Raw genomic sequence first — 19,379 nt, forward strand, 5'->3', positions numbered from 1 at the left:
CGACCCCATCCGGAGGACACCCTGTGATCGTTGTGAGCGGAGCGACCGGCAACATCGGACGCCACCTCGTCGACCTGCTGCTCGCCCAGGACGCGGCCGTCCGCGCCCTGACCCGCGACCCCGAGCGAGCCGGGCTGCCGGCCGCGGCCGAGTCGGTGCGGGCCGACCTGACCGACCCCTCGTCCCTGGAGACGGCGCTGGCGGGTGCCGAGTCGCTCTGGCTCAACCTCGCGGCCGGCGGCGGCGAGGCGGCGGAACAGGTCGTCGACGCCGCCGTCAAGGCGGGGGTGCGCCGGATCGTCCTCAACTCCTCGCTGTCGGTGACCGACACCCCCGCCGACGACGAGTTCTTCATCTCCCGGATGCACGCCTCGGTGGAGCGCCTGATCCGGGCCTCCGGGCTGGAGTGGACTTTCGTCCGCGGCGGTATGTACGACACCAACGCGCTCCAGTGGGCCCCGGGGATCAAGACCGAGGGCGTGGTGCGCGGGCCGTTCCCCGAGGCGGTCGCCGCGCCCGTCCATGAGGCGGACCTCGCCGCCGTCAGCGCCCGCGCCCTGCTGGACCGCAGCGGCGCGCTGCTCGGTACCGCCCCCTACGTCACCGGGCCGCAGGCACTGACCCTGGCGGAGCAGGCCGCCGCGATCGGGCGCGCGATCGGCCGCGAGGTCCGCTTCGAGACGATCCCGGTCGAGACGGCCGCCGACGAGCTGGTCTCCCGCGGCTTCCCCAGGGAGGGCGCCCTGCGGTTCCTCGGCCTCCTCGGTTCCTCGGCCGGCACGGAGCCCCAGCTCACCGACGAGGTCCTGCGCATCACCGGACGCCCGGCGCGCACCTTCGACGAGTGGGCCGCCGACCACGCGGACGACTTCCGCTGACCGGATCAGGGGGCCGAGTCCGGGATCTGCGGATTGCGCGCGTAGGCGAGGGCGGGCGGCCCGAACGGGGTGGTGTCGTCGGTGCTGACCGCGACGCAGCCCGGGGCCGCCGCCGCGTTGAGCGGGTCCGCGGCGGTCGGCGGTGCGGTCGGCGCGGTGGCGCCGCCGGTCAGGTTCTCGAACAGCCGGTTGCCCGTCCCGGCCGGGGGCCGCGCCATCGGCCGGGACAGCGGACCGGCCGAAGGCGCGGTGTCCGAGGGCACCGCCATGGCGGCGGTGAGCGGCTGGTCGTCGGCGATGGCCCGGAACACCGCGGCGGCCTCGGGGGCCGGGCTGAGCCGGTCGGCGTCGGCCGGGTCCGGGACGCTCGGCATGGTCAGGAAGGTGAGCCGGTCGGTCGGCACCCGGTCCAGCTGGTAGGCCAGCGAGATCAGGTCGGAGACACCCCCCAGGCCGTCGTCGACGGTCAGCGACCTGGTGGCCAGGTCGGCCAGGCTGTACACGGCGGCCGGGTCGGCGAGCGTACCCGCGTTCTTCAACTTCCGTACCAGCGCGGCGAGGTAGACATGCTGAGCGGCTTCCCGCCCCAGGTCCCCGCCGTCGCCGAAGCCGTGCCGGGTACGCAGGAACTGCAGCGCCGCCACGCCCTTGAGGGTGTGCGTCCCCTTGGCCAGCTTGAGGTGCGAGTACGGGTCGTAGACGTCGTCGCCCACGCAGACGTCGATCCCCCCGACGGCGTCGGACAGGCTGACCACGCCCGCGAAGTCCACCATCGCGAAGTGGTCGACCGGTATCCCGGTGAGCTGGTGGACCGCGGCCACCGTGCAGCCGGGGCCGCCGTTCTGCAGGCTGCCGGTGATCGGCACCCGGCGCTGCGCGGGGTAGGTCTGCCCGGTCGCCGGGTCGGTGCACTCGGGGAGGTCCACCACGGTGTCCCGTGGGATGCTCAGGACGGTCGCGCTGCCGCGGTCCGAGGAGAGGTGGACCAGCATCTCGACGTCCGCGTTTCCCCCCGGCCCGCAGTCGCCACCGAGCTCGCAGTCGGCCGGGGTCTCCCGGGTGTCGGATCCGATCACCAGGATGTTCATCGGGCGCTGCCCCGTGCCGTCCTTCCGCTCCGCCCCGGGGGACCCGGTCCCCAGGAACAGTGCGGAGTGCCGGATGTTGCCGTTGAGGTGCAGGTACACCCATCCGCCCGCCGCCCCCGCCAGGACCAGCAGCAGGCCTAGCGTGAGGGCGATCCACCTGGCGACCCGTCTGCGGCGGTCCCTGGGCCTGGCCGGCGCACCGGCGGTCCGCCGGGGCCTCGGCATGGGCTTGTCCGTCATCCAAACCAACCCCATCCGGGTGCAGCGGGGATCGGTCCGACGTCAGTGCCCGGGAACTCCGGCTGGACGGGTGGGCGTTCTACGGCCGGGACGCGTCGGCGGTACGGGAAACCACCCGTTCAGCCGACTGTACGCCGTCCGGTACCGCGCTGCCCGCCCAGCCCGGGTGCCGTGGGCGGTGCCGTGACCGGCCCCACCGCCCCACCGCCGGTCCCGCTCAGCCGACCCCATCGCCCAGCTGTCAGCCTCCCTCAGCCGGCCAGTCCGGCCGGCACCTCCGCCAGCACCTCCTGGACCGCTGCCACCAGCCGGCGGGCGGACGCCGCGGTGAGCTCCACCGCCACCCGCGCCGAGGGGCCCTTGGACGGATCGGAGAGGTCGATGTTCAGGGTGTGCTCGGCCATCGCGTGCACGGGGTGGTCGAAGTACACCGTCACATCGGTCACCCGGAACCAGGGGCCGCCCGGCCCCTTGGCGCTGCCGTCCACGGTGTCCGTGAGGGTCGTGTAGGTGCACATGGCTCATGCCCCCAGGTGCTTGGCGTAGAAGGCGGTGATCCGTTCCCAGCCGTCGTTGGCCGCGGCAACGTTGTAGGAGGGGCGGTCCACCGAGAAGAAGGCGTGGCCCGCGCCCTGGTAGCTGTGGAACTCGAAGTCCTTGCCGTGAGCGGTCAGGATCCGCTCCAGCTCCGCGACCTCCTCCGGGCCGGGGATCTTGTCCTCGGCGCCGAACAGGCCGAGCAACGGCGCACGCAGCTGCGGCAGTTGGGCGACCAGATTGGTAATCCGCAGTGGAAAGCCCTCCGGCGGGGTCCCGGTGACGAAGGCGCCGTAGCAGTCCACCGCGGCGTCCAGGTCCAGACTGCAGGCCGCCAGCACCGCCTGCCGCCCGCCCGAGCAGTAGCCGATCACCCCGACACGGCCGTTGGAGCCCGGCAGGGCGCGCAGATGGGCGGCGGCGCCGGCCGCGTCCCCGAGCAGCCGGGCGTCGGGAACTCCGCCGGCGGCCCGGGCCACGGCGGCCGCATCGTCCGGCGCCGCCCCCGGAGCCTCCCGGTAGTACAGGTTCGGGCAGATCGCGTCGTAGCCCAGCTCGGCGAAGCGGCGGACGATCTCCTTGGTCGCCCGGTCGTAACCGGGCATGTGGTGGATGACGACGACGCCACCGCGCCGCTGCTCACCCTGCGGACGGGCAAGATACGCCTCGATCTCGTCACCGCCGTGACCAGTGATCATGATGGTCCCGGCGCTCAGGGAATCGTTCATGGCGCCAGCTAAACACCGGGGACCGGCCCGCGCCTCGTCTGCCGCGCCCGTGGCACGCGGGGCGCCGGCCGCCGCACAGTGGCGGACGGGGCGAAGCGGGCGCACACTTGTTGCAGCTGATCAGCACAGCATCCACACGGACGGAGCTCGGCCGAGCCCGTCCCTGTGGTCAGGCGCCGTGAACCGTATCTTCGGATACCTGAATCACAGGCTCCGCGTCGATGCAGACATCGACGGAGCCCAGGCCGCTGAAAGCGGCGGATCGACAGATCCTGATTTCCGCTCCGCCGCGGCGGAGCACCCGGAGGCCCGGCTGTTACCGGGCCTCCCCCCTTGTGCGGAACCCCTGTACAGAACCGGCACAGGACTCTCGTACGGAACCCGCGTACGGAAACCCGGCGGCCCGGTCGGCCGCGACCGGGCCGGACCGCGGACGGTGCTCGCCCGGGTGCGCCCAGTCCACCCCTACGCCGCACGGGTGAATCAGTGCGCCATGCTGACCAGGCCATGACCCCGGGCCCGCCACGGCGTTGACCCGGCGCAACGACCACCCCCGCCCGGGAGACCCGCCATGCGCCCACTCGCCGACGCCACCACCACCGCCGGGATCATCGCGGCGGTGGCCGCAGCGGTGTTCCTCGTCCTGCTGATCGGCGGGCTCGCCCGTACCGCCGCCCGCGCCGAGCGGATCGCCGCCAGGCACCGTGAGGAACGAGCCCGCGACGCCGCCGCCGAACACCCGTCCCCGCCTGACGGGGACACCAGGTGAACGCCGTGCCCCGGCCCGGTCCGACGGGATGAATCCACCGTGTCAGAGCCCGCTTCCCGCCTTCCGGGAACCGATGCTCGCAGCATGAACGGATCAACGGGCCCGGGAGACGGACGATGAACGCACCCCCGCAGGAAGCCCCGGCGGGCGCACGCCCGACCGACGGCATCACCCACCGGCGCAGCCCGTACGGTGTCGACGAGACGGTCGAACGGCTCACCCGGGCGATCCACCGGGCCGGGGCCAAGCTCTTCTGCCTGGTCGACCACAGTGGCGAGGCGGAGCACGCCGGGCTGGTGCTCCGCGACACCAAGCTGCTGGTCTTCGGCAGTCCGGTGGGCGGCACCCCCGCGATGGTCGCTTCGCCGCTCAGCGCCCTCGATCTTCCCCTCAAGGTGCTGGTCTGGCGGGACGACTCCGCCGTCACCTGGATGAGCTATCTCGCCCCGGGCTGGCTGGCGGCCCGCCATGGACTGGCGTCCGAGGTGGCGGCCCCGCTGTCGGCCACCGATGCGCTCACGGGCCAGGTGGCGGCGGGCTGAGCCCTGCGGGCCCGGCCTGGTGCGGCGGGTGCGCCGGCCGGCCCGTCACGACCGCGTGTCCGTGCGAAGTCCCCGGAGCTCCAACCCGGCCGACCCCGGCCCCGGCGAGTGGCGGGCGCCGGTGGGATCCCCGTCGGCGCCCGCCACTCGACACGTTCAGCCCTGGCCCTGCTCGGCGGAGGCGTCGGCCTCCCGGTCGCCGGACTCTCCGTGCCCGCGGTGCGTCCCGGCCGGAGCCACGGTCCTGCTTTCCAGGACGGACCCCGGGATCGGAGCGGCTCCGGACTGCCCGGTGACCAGGACACCGACCGCTTCGGCGAGCTTGGTGAGCGGCTGCAGCGGCTCGCGTGGCACGGCGCGGGCCTCGGCGCCGCGGTGTCCGGCCGCCGCGGCGGTGCGGATGGCCGCCGATTCCCTCCGGAGGCGTTCGACTTCCGCCTCCAGTGCTTCCAGGCGTGCCCGCAGATCATGTGTCTCGCTCATGTGATCCATTGTCCAGGCGTTTTCCTTCGCTGACGGTCCGGCCATGGCCGGCAGGGGTCCGGGCGGCTCTCCGCCCGTACGGACGCCGTGAGTTGTGGCGGATGCCATGTTCTGTTCCTCTTGACGCCCACTCAAGCGCGCACCCGGCCTGGGCGGGCGACCGCGAGCGCTCCCCCGCGCCGTCGTCTTCGAACTCCGCCTCGCGGGCGTTGAGTTCACTTCGCAAAAGGGAGGTGACCCAACGCTATTGGAAGGCGGGTATCCGGGTATCAGCAATCCGGACGAGGCAGGTGTCCGGACCGAATCCGCCGGCATTCCGCTCCGGTGGTGCGCGAAGCACCGCGAGGGGCGGCGGCACGCACCATGCTTCTGCTTCGGACATCGAAACCGCGCTACGTACGAACCGATCCCCTGAGCCGGGTCACCGTGCTCGACCGACGCCCGGCCGCCCCGGCCGCCCCGGCCGCAAGGACTTTCGACAGCATCGACGACATACCTGTACTTCCGCCACGGATTCAGGCCGGTGGCTGTGACGGGCCTTCGGTACCGATCGGGCACAGTACATCTCCCCTCCTCGCGGCAGGCACCGTAGTACTCGGCCGCGGCACCGAGCCCGCGAGACCCGTAACGCCGTCCTAGAGGGCCGCCGAGCGATCCGTGAGGAGGCGGGGCCGCCCGCACCGCCGCCGCACTCCACCCCGCTAACACCCGACCTAAGGAGCAGTGGACATGGGTATCTACGGTCAGGACTGGTCGAGCTACCAGTCCGCCACCCCGGACACCAGCGGTCTCTCCTTCGCCTTCATCAAGGTGACCGAGGGTCTGACGTACGCCAGTCCCGTGTGGACCGCGCAGCGGGACCACGCCCGCGCCGCGGGCCTCGTCGTCGGCTACTACCACTACCCCCACATGGCCAACCCGGTACCGGCGGAGGCGACCCACTTCCTCTCCGTGGCCCAGCCGCAGCCCGGTGACCCGCTCGTCCTGGACTGGGAGGGGTACGACAACGCCAACTCCTCGGTACCGAAGGCCAGTCAGCTCGCGTACAAGGAGGCCTGGCTGCGGTACGTCAAGCAGCGGATGCCGCACAATCCGGTCGGCATGTACTGCAACCTCGACTACTGGCGGCACGTCGACACCACCAGCTACTTCGCCGACTTCCTCTGGATAGCCACCGCCGGCCTGCCTGCCGGACAGCCCGGCATCCAGGCCGCCTGGCTCTTCCACCAGTACTCGGACTCGGGCGGCGTGGACCGGGACTACTGCCACCTCGACAGCACCGGCGCGCTGCGCTCCTGGGCGCTGTCATTCGTGCCGTCCGGCCAGGTGTGGCCCGGCGAGTACCTGAGCCTGCAGTCCCCGATGATGCACAGCTCCAATGTGCGGGCCTGGCAGCAGCGGATGTCCGACCGCGGCTGGCCCATCGCCGTGGACGGCTGGTACGGTCCGCAGAGCGCAGCGACCGCTCGCGCCTTCCAGAATGACTCAACTGCCCATGGCTGGCCGCTTGTTGCGGACGGGATCGTGGGTCCGGAGACATGGCGCGCTTCATGGGAGCGACCGATCTCTTAAAGACCTGCACAAGGTGCTCCGGCGCAAAGGCGCTGACAGAATTTCATGCGCACCGAGGGCAACCGGATGGTCGGCATCCCTGGTGCAAGGGCTGCCGAAGCTCGCTTGGAAAGGCTGAACGGCTAGCCCGAAACGAGGCACGACGCGAGGCTGAGGCAGCCAAAGACCGGAAACGCGAAGCCCGCCAACCTCCCCCGGGCGAGCACCTGTTCACGGTGTCCCGGGCGAGAGCGGGCGAGCCGTAGTGCAGGGCCATGGCGGGTGTCACATCCAGCGAGCCGCAGCCGGGATCGGACCTGCGCGGCTTCACCACCGTCCCGGTCGACCGCGGTGACCACTTCGTGCCGTCGGGCACGAAGGGCCTGATCAGCCGAGTCGAGGAGGCCTACGGGTTCGTCGTCTTCGGCAAGATCGTCGGCGTGGAAACGGGCCTTTCCCATGCCACCATCGGCCCTCACTGCCGATAAGTGGACCTTTCAAGTTAGCCAAAATCCACTTTTCAGCCTTCATATCCATACCTAACGGGCGATTTGATCTGCGATTCCCAGCATGTGAGACTGAGTCAGCCAGGCCGTTACCGCGAGGTAACTCGCTGCGCACACCGCTGTGCTGACACCCCGTGGATACAGGGGGAAGCCGATCGCCGTAGCCGGGGATCACGCGGTGGGCGCGGTTCGTCCGCGCCGCCTGGCAAGCGGCCCCGGTGGTTACCGGAGGGCCCTCCGTTCTTACAGGAAGCGTTGAAGCGCAATGCGAAACCGTGCTGCCGATGTGGCGATTCTCCGTAGCGAGATCGAGGAACTCTGGGAGCGGCGGGACGAGGTCCCGCTCCACTCCGCCGAGGTGGTCGCCACCGTCGACGCGGCGATCGATCTGCTGGACACGGGCCGGGCGAGGGTGGCCGAGCTCGTGGACGGCGAGATCGTGGTCCACGAGTGGCTGAAGTCCGCCATTCTCCTGCTGTACAAGCAGGCCAGGCCGGTGGAGACCCAGTTCGGCCCGTTCGAGTGCGCCGACAAGATCCCGCTGAAGTCCGGGATCGGCGGCTCCGGCGTCCAGGTCTCGCCGGGGGCCGTGATCCGGCGCGGCAGCTACCAGGAACCCGGAGTCGTGGTGATGCCCAGTCACATCGGTATCGGCTCGTACGTCGGCGAGGGCACCCTGGTCGACTCATGGGTCGGTATCGGCTCGTGCGCCCAGATCGGCAAGCGGGTCCACCTCTCGGGCGGGGTCGGGCTGGGCGGCATGATCGAGCCGCCGATGGCCAAGCCGGTGGTGATCGAGGACGATGCCTTCATCGGCGCCCGGTCGATGATCTACAGCGGCGCCCGGGTCGGTGAAGGCGCGCTGCTGGGCGCCGGGGCACTGCTGACCGACACCATTCCGGTCATCGACGCCGCCACCGGGGAGGAGCTCAGCCGGGGCGTCGTCCCGCCGTGGACGGTCGCGGTGCCCGCCAACCGCCCGCGCGAGTTCGCCGGCGGCACCTTCGGGTTGCCCTGCCTTCTGGTGATCAAGCACCTGAAGAAGGGCGAGCGCCATGACAAGGCCAAGCTCAACGATGTGGTGCGCACCCAGCCGCCGGTGCTCTGACCGCGGCACCGCCCGACACACCGTCACCACTTCACATCCTTCGAGGAGTCATCTCCCTTGTCCGCCAACGGAATCCTTTCGCTACTCAACGGCCGTCCCGAGCTGAGCGATCTCCACTCCCGGCTCACGGCCTTCCTGGACACCCACCTGCCCGAGCCGCTCTGCGAGGCGGACCCGCGCCCCGACTGGCTGGCCCTGCGGAGGCTGGCCGCGGAGGCCGGACTCACCGGCATCGACATCGCTCCCCCGGATGGGCCCGGTGCGGAGGGGCCCGGTGCGGCCGGGCCCGGTGCGGAGGGGCGGGTGGCCCAGGGGGTGGCCATGTTCCTCGCGGGCCGGCGGGACTGCGACGCACGCGAGATCTTCAGCACCGGCCACGCCGCCATGGCCCTGCACTACGGCTCGCCCGCTCTCGCCCGGGACACCCGTGAACAGGTGCTCACCCGGGGGAGGTTGGCGGGTGTCGCGTCCAGCGAGCCGCAGTCGGGATCGGACCTGCGCGGCTTCACCACCGTCCTGGTCGACCACGGTGACCACTTCGTGCTGTCGGGTACGAAGGGCCTGATCAGCCGGGTCGAGGAGGCCTACGGGTTCGTCGTCTTCGGCAAGATCGTCAGCCGGGAGGAGGCCGGCAGTGTCGACCTCCGGGAAGTGCCGCTGTCGGCGGTCTGGGTGCCGATGGACACCAAGGGCGTGCTGACCGAGACCACCGAACCCCTCGGCATGCGGGGCTGGAGTTTCGGGCACCTGCACTTCGTCGACGTCCGCCTGGACAAGGACCTCCTCCTCGGGGCCCCCGGCGACGGGCGCCGGATCTTCGACACCCACTTCTCCGCCTGGCGGCTGATGATGTCGCTGGTCTGCCTCGGTGCCGCGTCGGCGGCGATCCAGGAGTCCGCGGCCCGTACTCGTGGGCGGAGCGTGGGCCGTACGCCGCTGGCCGCCATCCCCTCCGTCGCCGCCCGGATGGGGACGGCCGCCGCCGAGGTCGAAGCCGCCACCTCCTGGTGCTTCGCCCTGCTGGAACGCATCGACCGGGGCGACGTCGACGCGGCCGCCTGCTCGGCCGCCAAGGCACTGGCGACCGACGTCGCCTACCGTGCCGTGGACCTCGCCCTCCAGCTGCACGGCAGCGAGGGGTACACCCGGCACACCCCGATGGAGAAGCGGCTGCGGGACATCCGCGGGCTGCGCATCGCCGACGGCCCCAACGACACGCTCTACAGCGTCCTGGCGCACTCCCTGCTGACCGAGGGCGCGCGGGCCGAAAGCCCGCAGGCCGAGGGCGCCGGGCTCCTCGCCCACCACTGAACACCGAGCGGAACTCCCCCGCCGCCCCGGCCGGTGCCGGCGCGGTTCCAGGCCGAGGCGGCCGGGGCTCCGCCCGCCAACTCCCCTACCAGCCGGGCCGGGTGACGGTGACCTCCGCACCACGGCCGCAAGGAAAGGCACATGCCCGCCACCACACCACCCTTCCGGACCGAAGTGGAGCAGATCCTCGCCGCCCTGGGCTCCTCCCCCGGGCGGGAAGTCCTCGTCCACCAAGGGCGTAGCGTCACCGCGGGTGAACTGCGCGACCTCACCCACCGCCTCGCGCGGGCCATGCGCGCCCTGGGCATCGACCGCGGCCACACCGTCACCCTGCTGAGCGGGAACCTCCCGGAGGCCCTCGCCGCGCGCTACGCCGCCAACCTCCTCGGCTGCCGGGTCAACCAGCTCTACACCCGGCTGTCGGCCGCCACCCAGGCCGTGATGGTCCGTGACGTCGAGACCCATGCGCTGATCGTCGATCCCCGGTTCGCCGACCGGGCCACGGAGATCACCGACCGGGTCCCGGTCGAGAGCGTGCTGGTCCTCGGCCCGGGGAGGGCGGGCCGGGACCTGCTGGCGCTGGCCGCCGAGCAGCCGGCCGACCCCTTCCCCTGCCGGGCCCGCCCGCAGGACGTCCGTACCATCCGCCACTCCGGCGGCACCACCGGCCACTCCAAGGGCATCTGCGTCAGCTACGGGCAGGTCCGCCCCTTCGGCCCCGACCTGCCCGAGGACCCTCAGGAACCGCCCCGGCTGCTGGTGTGCACCACCATCGCGCACGCCGCCGGCCAGATGACCGACAAGGTGCTGCGCGCGGGCGGCAGCGCGGTGCTGCTGGAGGACTTCGACCCGGCCGCCGTGCTGGAGGCGATCGAGCGCGAACGCATCACCGATCTGTTCCTGATGCCGCCGCTGCTCTACCAGTTGACGGACCACCCGCTGTCCGGCCGCACGGACACCTCGAGCCTGCGCCGGCTCAGCTACGGCGGCTGTCAGGCGTCCCCGACCCGGATCACCGATGCGCTGCGGCGCTTCGGGCCGGTGCTGGTCCAGCTCTACGGCCAGCACGAGGCCGGCATCATCAGCGTCCTCGCCGCCGAGGACCACGATCCGAACCGCCCGGAGCGGTTGCGCTCCGTCGGCAGGGCGGCACCCGGCTACCGGGTGGCGATCCGCGACGAGTCCGGCCTGGACCTGCCCGCCGGCACGCCGGGCGAGGTCTGCGTGCGCTCCGACACCCTCATGCAGGGCTACTGGAAGCAGCCCGAGCTGACCGCCTCGGTCCTCAGGGACGGCTGGCTGCACACCGGCGACATCGGGTACCTGGACGACGACGGCTACCTGACCATCGTCGACCGGCTGAAGGACCTGATCAACACGGGCGGCGGTCACGTGTACACCTCCGAACTGGAGGATCTGCTCAACTCCCACCCCCAGGTGCGGCAGAGCGCCGTGTTCGGCGTCCCGGACGCCGACCGGGTGGAGCGGGTGCATGCCGTCGTCGTGCCGGTACCGGGCAGCCGGATCGACGCGGAACAGCTGTGCGCCATGGTCCGTGAGCGGCGGGGCGCGACCCACGAGCCCTACCGCATCGCCTTCGCCGAGGCACTGCCGCTGACGGACGCCGGCAAGCCGGACAAGAAGCTGCTGCGGGCAGCCGCCGGGCAACTCCCGGGACCCGCCGGGTCGTAGCGTCCGCTCCGGCCGCCGGGCCCGCTCTCCCTGCCGCCGGCCGGCCGCCGGAGCACGGCTGCCGGCCGGCGGCTCGGCACGGTGTCACGAGACATTGGTCAGCGGAAGCAGTCCCCGCTCGCCGAAGACCTTCTTGGCGACGAGGGTGGCGTTGATCGCCCGCGGCATCCCGCAGTACACCGCGGAGTGCAGCAGCGCCTCGGATATCTCCATCGGGGAAAGGCCGACGTTGAGCGCGGCGTTGATGTGCACATCCAGCTCGATCTCGCAGCCACCGAGCGCCGTCAGGATCCCGAGGGTGACCAACTGCCGCTCCCGGGGCGCCAGTTCCGGACGGGCGTACATGTCGCCGAACGCCCAGGCGACGATCTGGTGGCCCAGCTCGGGTGAGGTGTCGGCGAGCGTGTCGACCACGCGCCGGCCGGCCTCGCCGTCGATCCGCTCCAGTACCTCCAGGCCGTGGGTGTAGCGGTGCTCACGGGTCATGGGTGCCCTCCAGGGTCATCGGGGCGAGTGGCTCCGCCGCTCGCCGGTGTGTGACCAGAGTGGCCCGGCGCGGACCCGGAACTGCCCATGAGGCATCGTGATCTATCCTTTCCATGCCTGGGAGGTATGGATGGACCTGCGGATACTCGGCTACCTCATCGCGATCGCCGAAGAGGGGAGCATCAGCGCGGCGGCCCGCCGCCTGCATCTCACCCAGCCGACCCTGACCCGTCAACTTCGAGACTTGGAAAGGCGGTTGGACGTCGCGCTGTTCACCCGTGAAGGCCGGGGTCTGACCCCGACCTCGGCCGGCCGGGTCCTGGTCGACCGGGCCCGCTCGGTGCAGGCCGAGATGCGGACCGCCCTGGACGAGGTCCGGCTGGCGGCACAGGGCCTGACGGGTCGGCTGACCGTCACGTTCTCCGGCTCCGGTATCAACGGGCCGCTGGGCGAGGCGCTGGGGCGCGTCCGCAGGGAACTGCCCCGTGTCGACCTGCGCCTGGAGGAGAGCTTCAACGACGCCGAGATGTCCGACGGCGTGCTCGACGGCCGCTACGACATCGCCGTCCAGCGGCTTCCACGGCGCGACGCCCGGCTGGCGACCGCGCCCTGGTGGCGGGAGCCGCTGACCCTCTTCCTGCCCGCCGCCCATCCGCTGGCCCACGCGGCCGGACCGGCACCGCTCGCCTCACTGGGGCAGATCCCGCTGGTGATCTGGCCTCGCGAAGTCTCACCCCATTCGTACGACGAGATCCACGACCTGTGCCTGCGCGCCGGGGTCACCCCCAGGATCGGGGCGGAGGGCAGGACCGTCCAGACCCTGCTGGCCCTCGTGGCGGCCGGATTCGGCGCCGCCGTCCTGGCCGACTCCCACCGCGCGCTGCGCCGGGTCAGAGTCGCGGCGCGGCCGCTGGCCGAAACCTCCACCACCCTGCACCTGGTCTGGCGCGCGGAGGACCCCAGCCCACTGGTCAAGCGGTTCCGCGCGATCCTCGCCGACAGCGGCTGAGCCGGCCCTCACATCCTGACTGCCCGTCGGCCACGCGGGCCCCGGTCGGCACCGGCGCTGACCTGGGGTTGGGCGACCTGGATGTCAGCGGCACGTGATATGTACTGCGACTGGGACGGCCGGTGCACGGCCGTTCGAAAGATCACGATGATGCTCTGGGGGTCATATGCCGCTTTTCCGACGCAGCACCGGTGCTGACGCATCGGGGGGCGGGGCGGGCCGGCGGGGGTTCGGCTTCCGGCGGCGAGCCGCGCACAGGCCGGACACCCTCGTGCTGGACCCGGCCTGCGGGGACGAGGAGCTGCGGCTGCTGCTCGCCCAGGCGGCCGAGGGGGACTGGGCGGCACTGCGGCCCGGTCTGGCGGCCGTCGAGGACGCCTCCGAGCTGACCTGGCTCCTGTCCGCGCTGTCCGAGGTCGGCGGGGTCGAGGAGTGGACGGCCAAGGCCATCGCCGACGGACCTGACGATTCGCCGGCGCTGCTGCTCTCCGGTGCCCGGCACGTCTCCTGGGCGTGGGAGGCCCGCACCGGGCAGCGCGCCGCGCAGGTGTCCGAGGAGCAGTGGCGACTGTTCCACGAACGGCTGGAGATCGCCGAGGAGCAGCTGTTCGAGGTGGCCGAGCGGGAGCCGGAGTGGCTCGCCCCGTGGTACTTCCTGCAGATCAGCGGGCGCGGTGCTTCACTCGGCCGGGACATCGGCCGCTACCGCTTCGAGGCCGCGCTGCGGCGCCGCCCCGGGCACCTCGACTCGCACCGGCAGCGGCTGCAGCAGCTGTGCGCCAAGTGGGGCGGCTCGCACGAGGAGATGCACGAGTTCGCCCGCGACTCGATGCTCTCCGCCCCCGAGGGCAGCCCGCTGGGCGAGTTGGTCGCCCTGGCGCACCTGGAGCACTGGCTCGACCTCGCCGACGGCGCGGACCACGCCTACCTCACCAGCCGGGCCGTCCGGTCCGAGCTGCACGAGGCCGCCGAGCGGTCCGTCCTGCACCCGGCGTACGGGCGCCCGCGCGGCTGGCAGCGCGCCCACAACACCTTCGCCATGGTCTTCTCGCTCATCGACGAGCCGCAGACCGCGCACCGACTGTTCCAGGAACTCGACGGAGTCGTCACCGAGTCGCCCTGGTACTACCTCTCCGGCGACCCGGTCGACAGCTACCGCGGCCACCGCGACCTGTGTGCCCGCTGACGGCCGCCCGCACCGCCGTTCCCCACCTTCACCCATGCGATCGAAAGAACCTCCGGTGTCCCCATCCGAGAACCCGACGAGCGCGCACACCTTCCAGGTGGACCTGCGCGGCCTGGTGGACCTGCTCTCCCACCACCTCTACTCCAGCCCCCGCGTCTACCTGCGGGAGCTCCTGCAGAACGCGGTCGACGCGATCTCCGCGCGGCAGGCGCTCGATCCGGCCGCACCGGCCCGGATCACCGTCAGGACCGACGGCGGACTGACCGTCACCGACACCGGCGTCGGCCTCACCGAGGCGGACGTCCACACCTTCCTCGCCACCATCGGCCGCAGCTCCAAGCGCGATGCCGAGGGCCGGCTCGACGGTGCCGGGCTCGCCCGCGCCCGCGGTGACTTCATCGGCCAGTTCGGCATCGGTCTGCTGGCCTGCTTCGTGGTCGCCGACGAGATCACCGTGGTCACCCGCTCCGCCGCCACCGCCGACGCGCCCGTCATCGAGTGGCGCGGCGGTTCCGACGGCCGGTACACCATCAGGACCCTGCCGCCGGAGGCCAAGCCCGAGCCCGGCACCACCATCCGCCTGGCTCCGCGCGCCGACGCCGCCGAGTGGACCCGCTCCGACCGGGTCCTCTCGCTCGCCCGGGACTTCGGCAGCCTGCTGCGCCACGAGGTGACCGTGGTCGACGACCGGGGCACCGCCACCCTGGTCAACCGCACCCCGCCGTGGGCCGACCGGCACGGCTCCCCGTCGGCCCGCCGCGAAGCGCTGGCCGAGTACTGCCGCAGCACCTTCGACTTCACCCCGCTGGACACCATCGAGCTCGACCTGCCGGTGGTCGGGCTGCGCGGCGCCGCCTACGTCCTGCCGGACGCCGCCCCGCCCTCCCGCCGGGCCGGGCACCGGGTCCACCTCAAGGGCATGCTGCTCACCGACCAGGCCCACGAACTCCTGCCCGAGTGGGCGTTCTTCGTCCGCTGCGTGGTCGACACCGACAGCCTGCGCCCCACCGCCTCCCGCGAGGGCCTGTACGCCGACGAGACGCTCGCCGCCGTCCGCGACGCCCTCGGCGCGCGCATCCGCGACTGGCTCACCGGCCTGTCCGCCAGCGACCCGGCGCTGCTGCACCGCTTCATCGGCGTGCACCACCTGGCGGTCAAGGAACTGGCCCGCTACGACGACGAGTTGCTGCGGATGCTGCTGCCGTGGCTCCCGTTCGAGACCACCGACGGCAACGTCACCCTGGACGAGTTCGCCCGTGCCCACCCGGTCGTCCTGGTCACCCGTACCGTCGAGGAGTTCCGCCAGGTCGCCCCGATCGCCGGCGCCGCCGGTCTCGGCGTCGTCAACGGCGGCTACACCTACGACCGCGATCTGGTGCACCGGCTGCCGGAGATCCGCTCCGGCGTCTCGGTGTCCGACCTCGACCCCGGTACGGTCACCGCGCACCTGGACACCGTCGACCCGGCCGCCGAGCTCGCCGCCGCCGGCTTCCTCAGCATCGCCCGCGAGGTGATCGGGCGCTTCGACTGCGATGTCGCCCTGCGCAGCTTCCACCCCACCAGCGCCCCGGCCCTGCTGCTGGACAACCGGGAGGCCAGGCACGAGCGCACCCGGGCCCAACTCGCCGATGAGGCGGACGGGTTGTGGGCCGACATCCTCGGCTCGCTGCGCGCCGAGGCGCCCCGCGCCCAGCTGGTGCTCAACCACCTCAACCCGCTGGTGCGCCGCGCCGCCTCCATCACCGACCGCGAACTCGCCGTCACCGCCGTGGAGGCCCTGTACGGCCAGGCGGTGCTGCTCACCCGCCGCCCGCTGCGGTCGAGCGAGAGCGCCCTGCTCAACCGGTCGTTCATCAGCCTGCTCGACCACGCCATGCTCGGCCACGAGTCGGCCGGCCCCCGGAAGGAGTCGTGATGCTGGACACCATCGGTGCGGTGATGACCGCCCTGCGCGAGAACGACGCCCGCCCCTACGGCCGGCAGCGGACCGTCACCGCCGAGGAACTCGTCGATGCCGCCGAGCAGTTCGACGACACCGACGTGCGCTCCATGGCACTGCTGGAGCTGATGGAGGCGTACGAGTACGACGGCGAACGGAACAAGATCCCGGTCGTCTTCGCCAGGGTGCTGAAGCTGTGGGACACCGACCCGGACGGGTTCGGCGACTGGGCCCGCCACCAGGTCCTGTGGCGGTTCAAGTGGGTCGCCACCGCCCTGCTCGGCACACCCGACGTCCCACTCGACGCCATCCGCCGGTGGCACACCGAGCTGCGCGACCGCTACCGGGCCGCCGGGCACGGCCTCCAGCCGTACTACGCCCAGCGCTACCACCTGGCCGCGCACACCGGTGCCGGTGTCCAGGACGCCTTCGAGCTGTGGGCCGCCCGTCCCCGCACCGAGCTGAGCGACTGCGCCGCGTGCGAGATCCGCTCCCGCGCCGCGCACCACCTGCGTGCCGGGGACGACCGACGGGCCCTGGACGCCTGGCGGCCGGTGCTCGACGGCGCGAGCACCTGCACCGAGGAGCCCTACCTCAGCCAGGCGTACGCACTGCTGCCGCTGCTCCGCCAGGGCCGCCTCGACGAGGCCCGCTCCGGCCACCTGGTCGGCTACCGCTTCGCCCGCGGCAAGACCGGGATGGCACGGGCGGTCGGCCTGCACCTGGAGTTCTGCGCGCTCTCCGGGAACGAGCCGCGCGGGCTGGAGATCCTCTCCGAGAACCGCGACCTGTTCGGCGTGAGCGGGGACCCGCTGGCCCGCCTCGACTTCCTGACCGGTGTGGAGGTGCTGATCGCCGCTCTGGCCCGCGGCGGCCACGGCGGGCTCACCGTGAGCGGCCCGCCGGGGTCGGGCTGGACCGTGGACACACTGCTCGCCCATGTGCGTTCCGAGGCGGACGCGCTGGCCGCCCGGTTCGACGCCCGCAACGGCACCGGCGAGGTCGGCGAGAACCGCCGGGCCCGCCTGGCGCAGCGGCCGCTGCTCGCCGAGCCGCTCGCCCTCGGGGTCCGCGCCCCGGCCTCCTCGGAGCTCGTGAGCGCGCCGGCCACGCCGCCGGTGCCGCTGCGCGAGACCGAGCCGGAGCCGGAGGACTTCGCCGCCCTGGTGGTCCGGGCCCGTGAGCTCGACCTGCTCGGCCACCCGGACGCGGACCGGCTCTGGCGCGGCGTCATCGACCGCTTCACCTCCGAGGACTACGTCCACGCGGAGGGCACCCCGGCGGGCAGCGTCGGGCGGCTGCGCGCGGAGATCGCCGAGCAGCGGGCGCACGAGGCGCTCGACCGGGACGACCTGGTCCAGGGGAAGGCCGGGCTGCTGGCGGCGGCCGAGCTGTTCGAGCGGGAGGGGCTGCCCGGTAAGGCCCTGATGCTGCGCACCCGCGCCCTGGTGGTGGGACTCTCCGGCGAGACCGGTACGGCGGCCGACTGGCCGGCGCTGGACGAGGCGCTGCGCCGTGCCCGGGAACTGCTCGCCACCGAGGAGGGCATGGCAACCGACGACTACCTGGTGGTCCTCCAGTGCCGGGCCTTCGCCGCCCACCACGAACTGCTCCACGCTTCCGAGGAGCGGTCCGCCGAGGCCCTGGAGCGCTTCGGGCACGCCGTCGAGGCCTACCGGCGCGAGAGCTCCGAGCGGGGCTCGGCCCGCCGCACGGCGCTCGCCCGCCAGTACTCCGCCGACGCCGCCGCCCGCCGGGGGCGGCTGGCCGAGGCCGCCGCGGAGCTGCGGGAGACCCTGGAGCAGCTGGAGGCCGCCGAACTGCCGTGGCAGACGCCCCGGGTGCTCGGACTGCTCGGGCAGGTGCTGCTCCAGCAGGGCGCACACGCCGAGGCCGCCGAGGTCTTCCACCGGGCGCTGGCCGCGGCCGCCCGGTGGGCGGACGACTCCTATCCGTTCGGGGCGACCTACATGCTGCTCGGCCACGCCGCCACACACCTCCAGGACACCGGCGCGGCGGTCCGGGCGCTGTCCGAGGCCGCCGCGCGGTTCGACCGCCTTGGAAGCGAGGGCGCCGAGGACGCGGCCAGGGTCCGGCTGCAGCTCGCCGAGATGCTGCGCGAGAACGGCCGGGCGGCCGACGCGGTCGCCGTGCTGGAGTCGGTGCTGCTCGATACCGGCGCACCGGAGCTGGACGAGCGGCTGCTGGCACAGGTGCGGCTGGACCTCGCCCGGGGCCTGTTCGAGCTGACGGAGTTCCGGGACGCGGCGGAGGAGTTCCTCCGGCTCGCCGACGCGGTCGCCGGCTGGGAGGAGCAGGACACCCACACCATGGTCGCGTGCGAGGCCACCGTCGCCCTGGCCCAGGCGGGCCGCTGGGAGGCCGCGCACGCGGCCCGTGAGCGTGCTCTCGCCTCCCACGCCAGGGCCGCCCGTCCCGACCAGGTCGCCGCCACGCTGCGGGAGTTCGCCCGGCTCACCATGCGGGCGCAGGGCCCGGACGGCCTGGAGGCCGCGCTGGAGCGGCTGGCCGAGGCCGATGCCGTACGGGAGCGGGCGGCCGCGCACGGAGAGGACCACACCGACTGGTACCTGAGCGGTGCCGCCCACTACGAGCGTGCCCGCGTCTACGCCGTCGCCGATCGGTTCGAGACCGCGCTGGCCTCGGCGGAGCTGGCGATCGCCGCCTACGAGGCGGGCGGCGAGCAGGCCGAGTCGCCGCGCGCCGAGGCGGTACGGCTGGCCGCCGTGATCGAGGGCACCGATCTCGGCCGCCGCGACGCCGCCCGCGCCCGCCTGGCCGCCGCCGTCGAGCGCTGCCGCGCGGCCGGCCTCTCCGAGGCGGCCGCCGTCCTGGCCGACCTGAGCGACCGTCTCGCCGAGCCGGCCGCCTGATCCGCCGTCCGCAGCGCGGTTCCCGGCCGCACGCCGTCTCCGTGCGGCCGGGGGCTCGCCGCGGCCCCGGGCTGTCCACCCGTTCCGGCCCTCTGCCCTGTGGGGCGGCTCTCCGGGCGTGTGGGCGGACGTCGGGCGCGGCCCCGGTGTGCCCCCACTAGAGATAGAGCTACCCCCCGCCACGGGTACGGCCGCCGGCCGGCCGCCTGCACCGGCAGGCCCCTGCTCGTCCTGTCGCCGTTGCTGATGGCCGCCGCCGTCGGAACGCGTATCACCGTGTCGTCGCGGATCTGACGGACCACCACCGTGCCGCCGCACGGCAGTCCTGGTACCGGAACCGACCGCATCGCGCCGCATGCGCCCGCCTCGGCGTGCGGCCGCTCCGCTGCCCCGGCCGGCCGATCTGTCGCACCGCCGCACCACCGCATCGCC

The 19,379-nt window shown here is 72.8% G+C and carries 17 protein-coding genes; 12 read left to right on the forward strand and 5 right to left on the reverse strand.

Translation table 11 applies throughout. The features are described from left to right. The first annotated feature begins 32 nt into the window (after positions 1-32). Positions 33-878 (forward strand): NAD(P)H-binding protein, encoded by an 846-nt coding sequence (locus ACSMTC_RS01785; protein WP_436557835.1) that lies wholly within the window; start codon positions 33-35, stop codon positions 876-878. A gap of 5 nt (positions 879-883) precedes the next feature. Here ACSMTC_RS01785 and ACSMTC_RS01790 read toward each other — a convergent pair whose 3' ends face one another. The 3 genes from ACSMTC_RS01790 to ACSMTC_RS01800 all read right to left on the reverse strand — a co-directional run bounded on the left by ACSMTC_RS01790 (position 884) and on the right by ACSMTC_RS01800 (position 3,471). Further along, positions 884-2,206, reverse strand: a complete 1,323-nt coding sequence (locus ACSMTC_RS01790) for an LCP family protein (RefSeq protein WP_436557836.1) — start codon at positions 2,204-2,206, stop codon at positions 884-886. Positions 2,207-2,457: 251 nt separating this feature from the next. Next, positions 2,458-2,724, reverse strand: coding sequence for a DUF6295 family protein (locus ACSMTC_RS01795; RefSeq protein WP_436557837.1), 267 nt, complete (start codon positions 2,722-2,724; stop codon positions 2,458-2,460). Between the two features lie 3 nt (positions 2,725-2,727). Next, positions 2,728-3,471, reverse strand: coding sequence for a dienelactone hydrolase family protein (locus ACSMTC_RS01800; RefSeq protein WP_436557838.1), 744 nt, complete (start codon positions 3,469-3,471; stop codon positions 2,728-2,730). A gap of 571 nt (positions 3,472-4,042) precedes the next feature. Between ACSMTC_RS01800 and ACSMTC_RS01805 the strand changes: the two genes are divergently transcribed. Further along, the gene (locus ACSMTC_RS01805; protein WP_436557839.1) at positions 4,043-4,240 is read left to right on the forward strand and encodes a hypothetical protein; all 198 of its coding nucleotides are present in this window, start codon (positions 4,043-4,045) and stop codon (positions 4,238-4,240) included. A 116-nt stretch (positions 4,241-4,356) separates the two neighbouring features. Beyond that, positions 4,357-4,782 carry a DUF302 domain-containing protein gene (locus ACSMTC_RS01810; protein ID WP_436557840.1) on the forward strand — a complete coding sequence of 142 codons (426 nt, stop codon included), beginning with the start codon at positions 4,357-4,359 and terminating at the stop codon, positions 4,780-4,782. A gap of 156 nt (positions 4,783-4,938) precedes the next feature. Here the strand turns inward: ACSMTC_RS01810 and ACSMTC_RS01815 are convergent, their stop codons facing one another. After that, positions 4,939-5,265 carry a hypothetical protein gene (locus ACSMTC_RS01815; RefSeq protein ID WP_436557841.1) on the reverse strand — a complete coding sequence of 109 codons (327 nt, stop codon included), beginning with the start codon at positions 5,263-5,265 and terminating at the stop codon, positions 4,939-4,941. Between the two features lie 729 nt (positions 5,266-5,994). On the opposite strand from ACSMTC_RS01815, the gene ACSMTC_RS01820 reads away from it, so the two are divergent. The 5 genes from ACSMTC_RS01820 (at position 5,995) to ACSMTC_RS01840 (ending at position 11,433) form a co-directional block, all read left to right on the forward strand. Then, positions 5,995-6,837 (forward strand): GH25 family lysozyme, encoded by an 843-nt coding sequence (locus ACSMTC_RS01820; RefSeq protein WP_436557842.1) that lies wholly within the window; start codon positions 5,995-5,997, stop codon positions 6,835-6,837. A 254-nt stretch (positions 6,838-7,091) separates the two neighbouring features. Beyond that, the gene (locus tag ACSMTC_RS01825; protein ID WP_436557843.1) at positions 7,092-7,304 is read left to right on the forward strand and encodes a hypothetical protein; all 213 of its coding nucleotides are present in this window, start codon (positions 7,092-7,094) and stop codon (positions 7,302-7,304) included. Positions 7,305-7,608: 304 nt separating this feature from the next. Further along, positions 7,609-8,430 (forward strand): 2,3,4,5-tetrahydropyridine-2,6-dicarboxylate N-succinyltransferase, encoded by an 822-nt coding sequence (locus tag ACSMTC_RS01830; protein ID WP_436557844.1) that lies wholly within the window; start codon positions 7,609-7,611, stop codon positions 8,428-8,430. Positions 8,431-8,487: 57 nt separating this feature from the next. Then, positions 8,488-9,741, forward strand: coding sequence for an acyl-CoA dehydrogenase family protein (locus ACSMTC_RS01835; RefSeq protein WP_436557845.1), 1,254 nt, complete (start codon positions 8,488-8,490; stop codon positions 9,739-9,741). A 141-nt stretch (positions 9,742-9,882) separates the two neighbouring features. Next, on the forward strand, positions 9,883-11,433 hold the full coding sequence (locus tag ACSMTC_RS01840; RefSeq protein WP_436557846.1) for an AMP-binding protein: 1,551 nt from the start codon (positions 9,883-9,885) through the stop codon (positions 11,431-11,433). An 84-nt stretch (positions 11,434-11,517) separates the two neighbouring features. Here the strand turns inward: ACSMTC_RS01840 and ACSMTC_RS01845 are convergent, their stop codons facing one another. After that, the gene (locus ACSMTC_RS01845; protein ID WP_436557847.1) at positions 11,518-11,919 is read right to left on the reverse strand and encodes a carboxymuconolactone decarboxylase family protein; all 402 of its coding nucleotides are present in this window, start codon (positions 11,917-11,919) and stop codon (positions 11,518-11,520) included. A 130-nt stretch (positions 11,920-12,049) separates the two neighbouring features. On the opposite strand from ACSMTC_RS01845, the gene ACSMTC_RS01850 reads away from it, so the two are divergent. The 4 genes from ACSMTC_RS01850 (at position 12,050) to ACSMTC_RS01865 (ending at position 18,947) form a co-directional block, all read left to right on the forward strand. Then, on the forward strand, positions 12,050-12,928 hold the full coding sequence (locus ACSMTC_RS01850; RefSeq protein ID WP_436557848.1) for a LysR family transcriptional regulator: 879 nt from the start codon (positions 12,050-12,052) through the stop codon (positions 12,926-12,928). A gap of 271 nt (positions 12,929-13,199) precedes the next feature. Continuing rightward, positions 13,200-14,114, forward strand: a complete 915-nt coding sequence (locus ACSMTC_RS01855) for a hypothetical protein (RefSeq protein ID WP_436557849.1) — start codon at positions 13,200-13,202, stop codon at positions 14,112-14,114. A gap of 34 nt (positions 14,115-14,148) precedes the next feature. Continuing rightward, positions 14,149-16,029, forward strand: coding sequence for an HSP90 family protein (locus tag ACSMTC_RS01860; protein WP_436557850.1), 1,881 nt, complete (start codon positions 14,149-14,151; stop codon positions 16,027-16,029). Continuing rightward, entirely contained in the window at positions 16,029-18,947 is a 2,919-nt protein-coding gene (locus ACSMTC_RS01865) for a hypothetical protein (protein WP_436557851.1), read from the forward strand. The genes ACSMTC_RS01860 and ACSMTC_RS01865 overlap by 1 nt, the downstream gene beginning before the upstream one ends. Positions 18,948-19,379: the final 432 nt, after the last annotated feature.

Source organism: Kitasatospora sp. HPM-01-4 (genome assembly GCF_051374625.1).
GTDB lineage: Bacteria > Actinomycetota > Actinomycetes > Streptomycetales > Streptomycetaceae > Kitasatospora.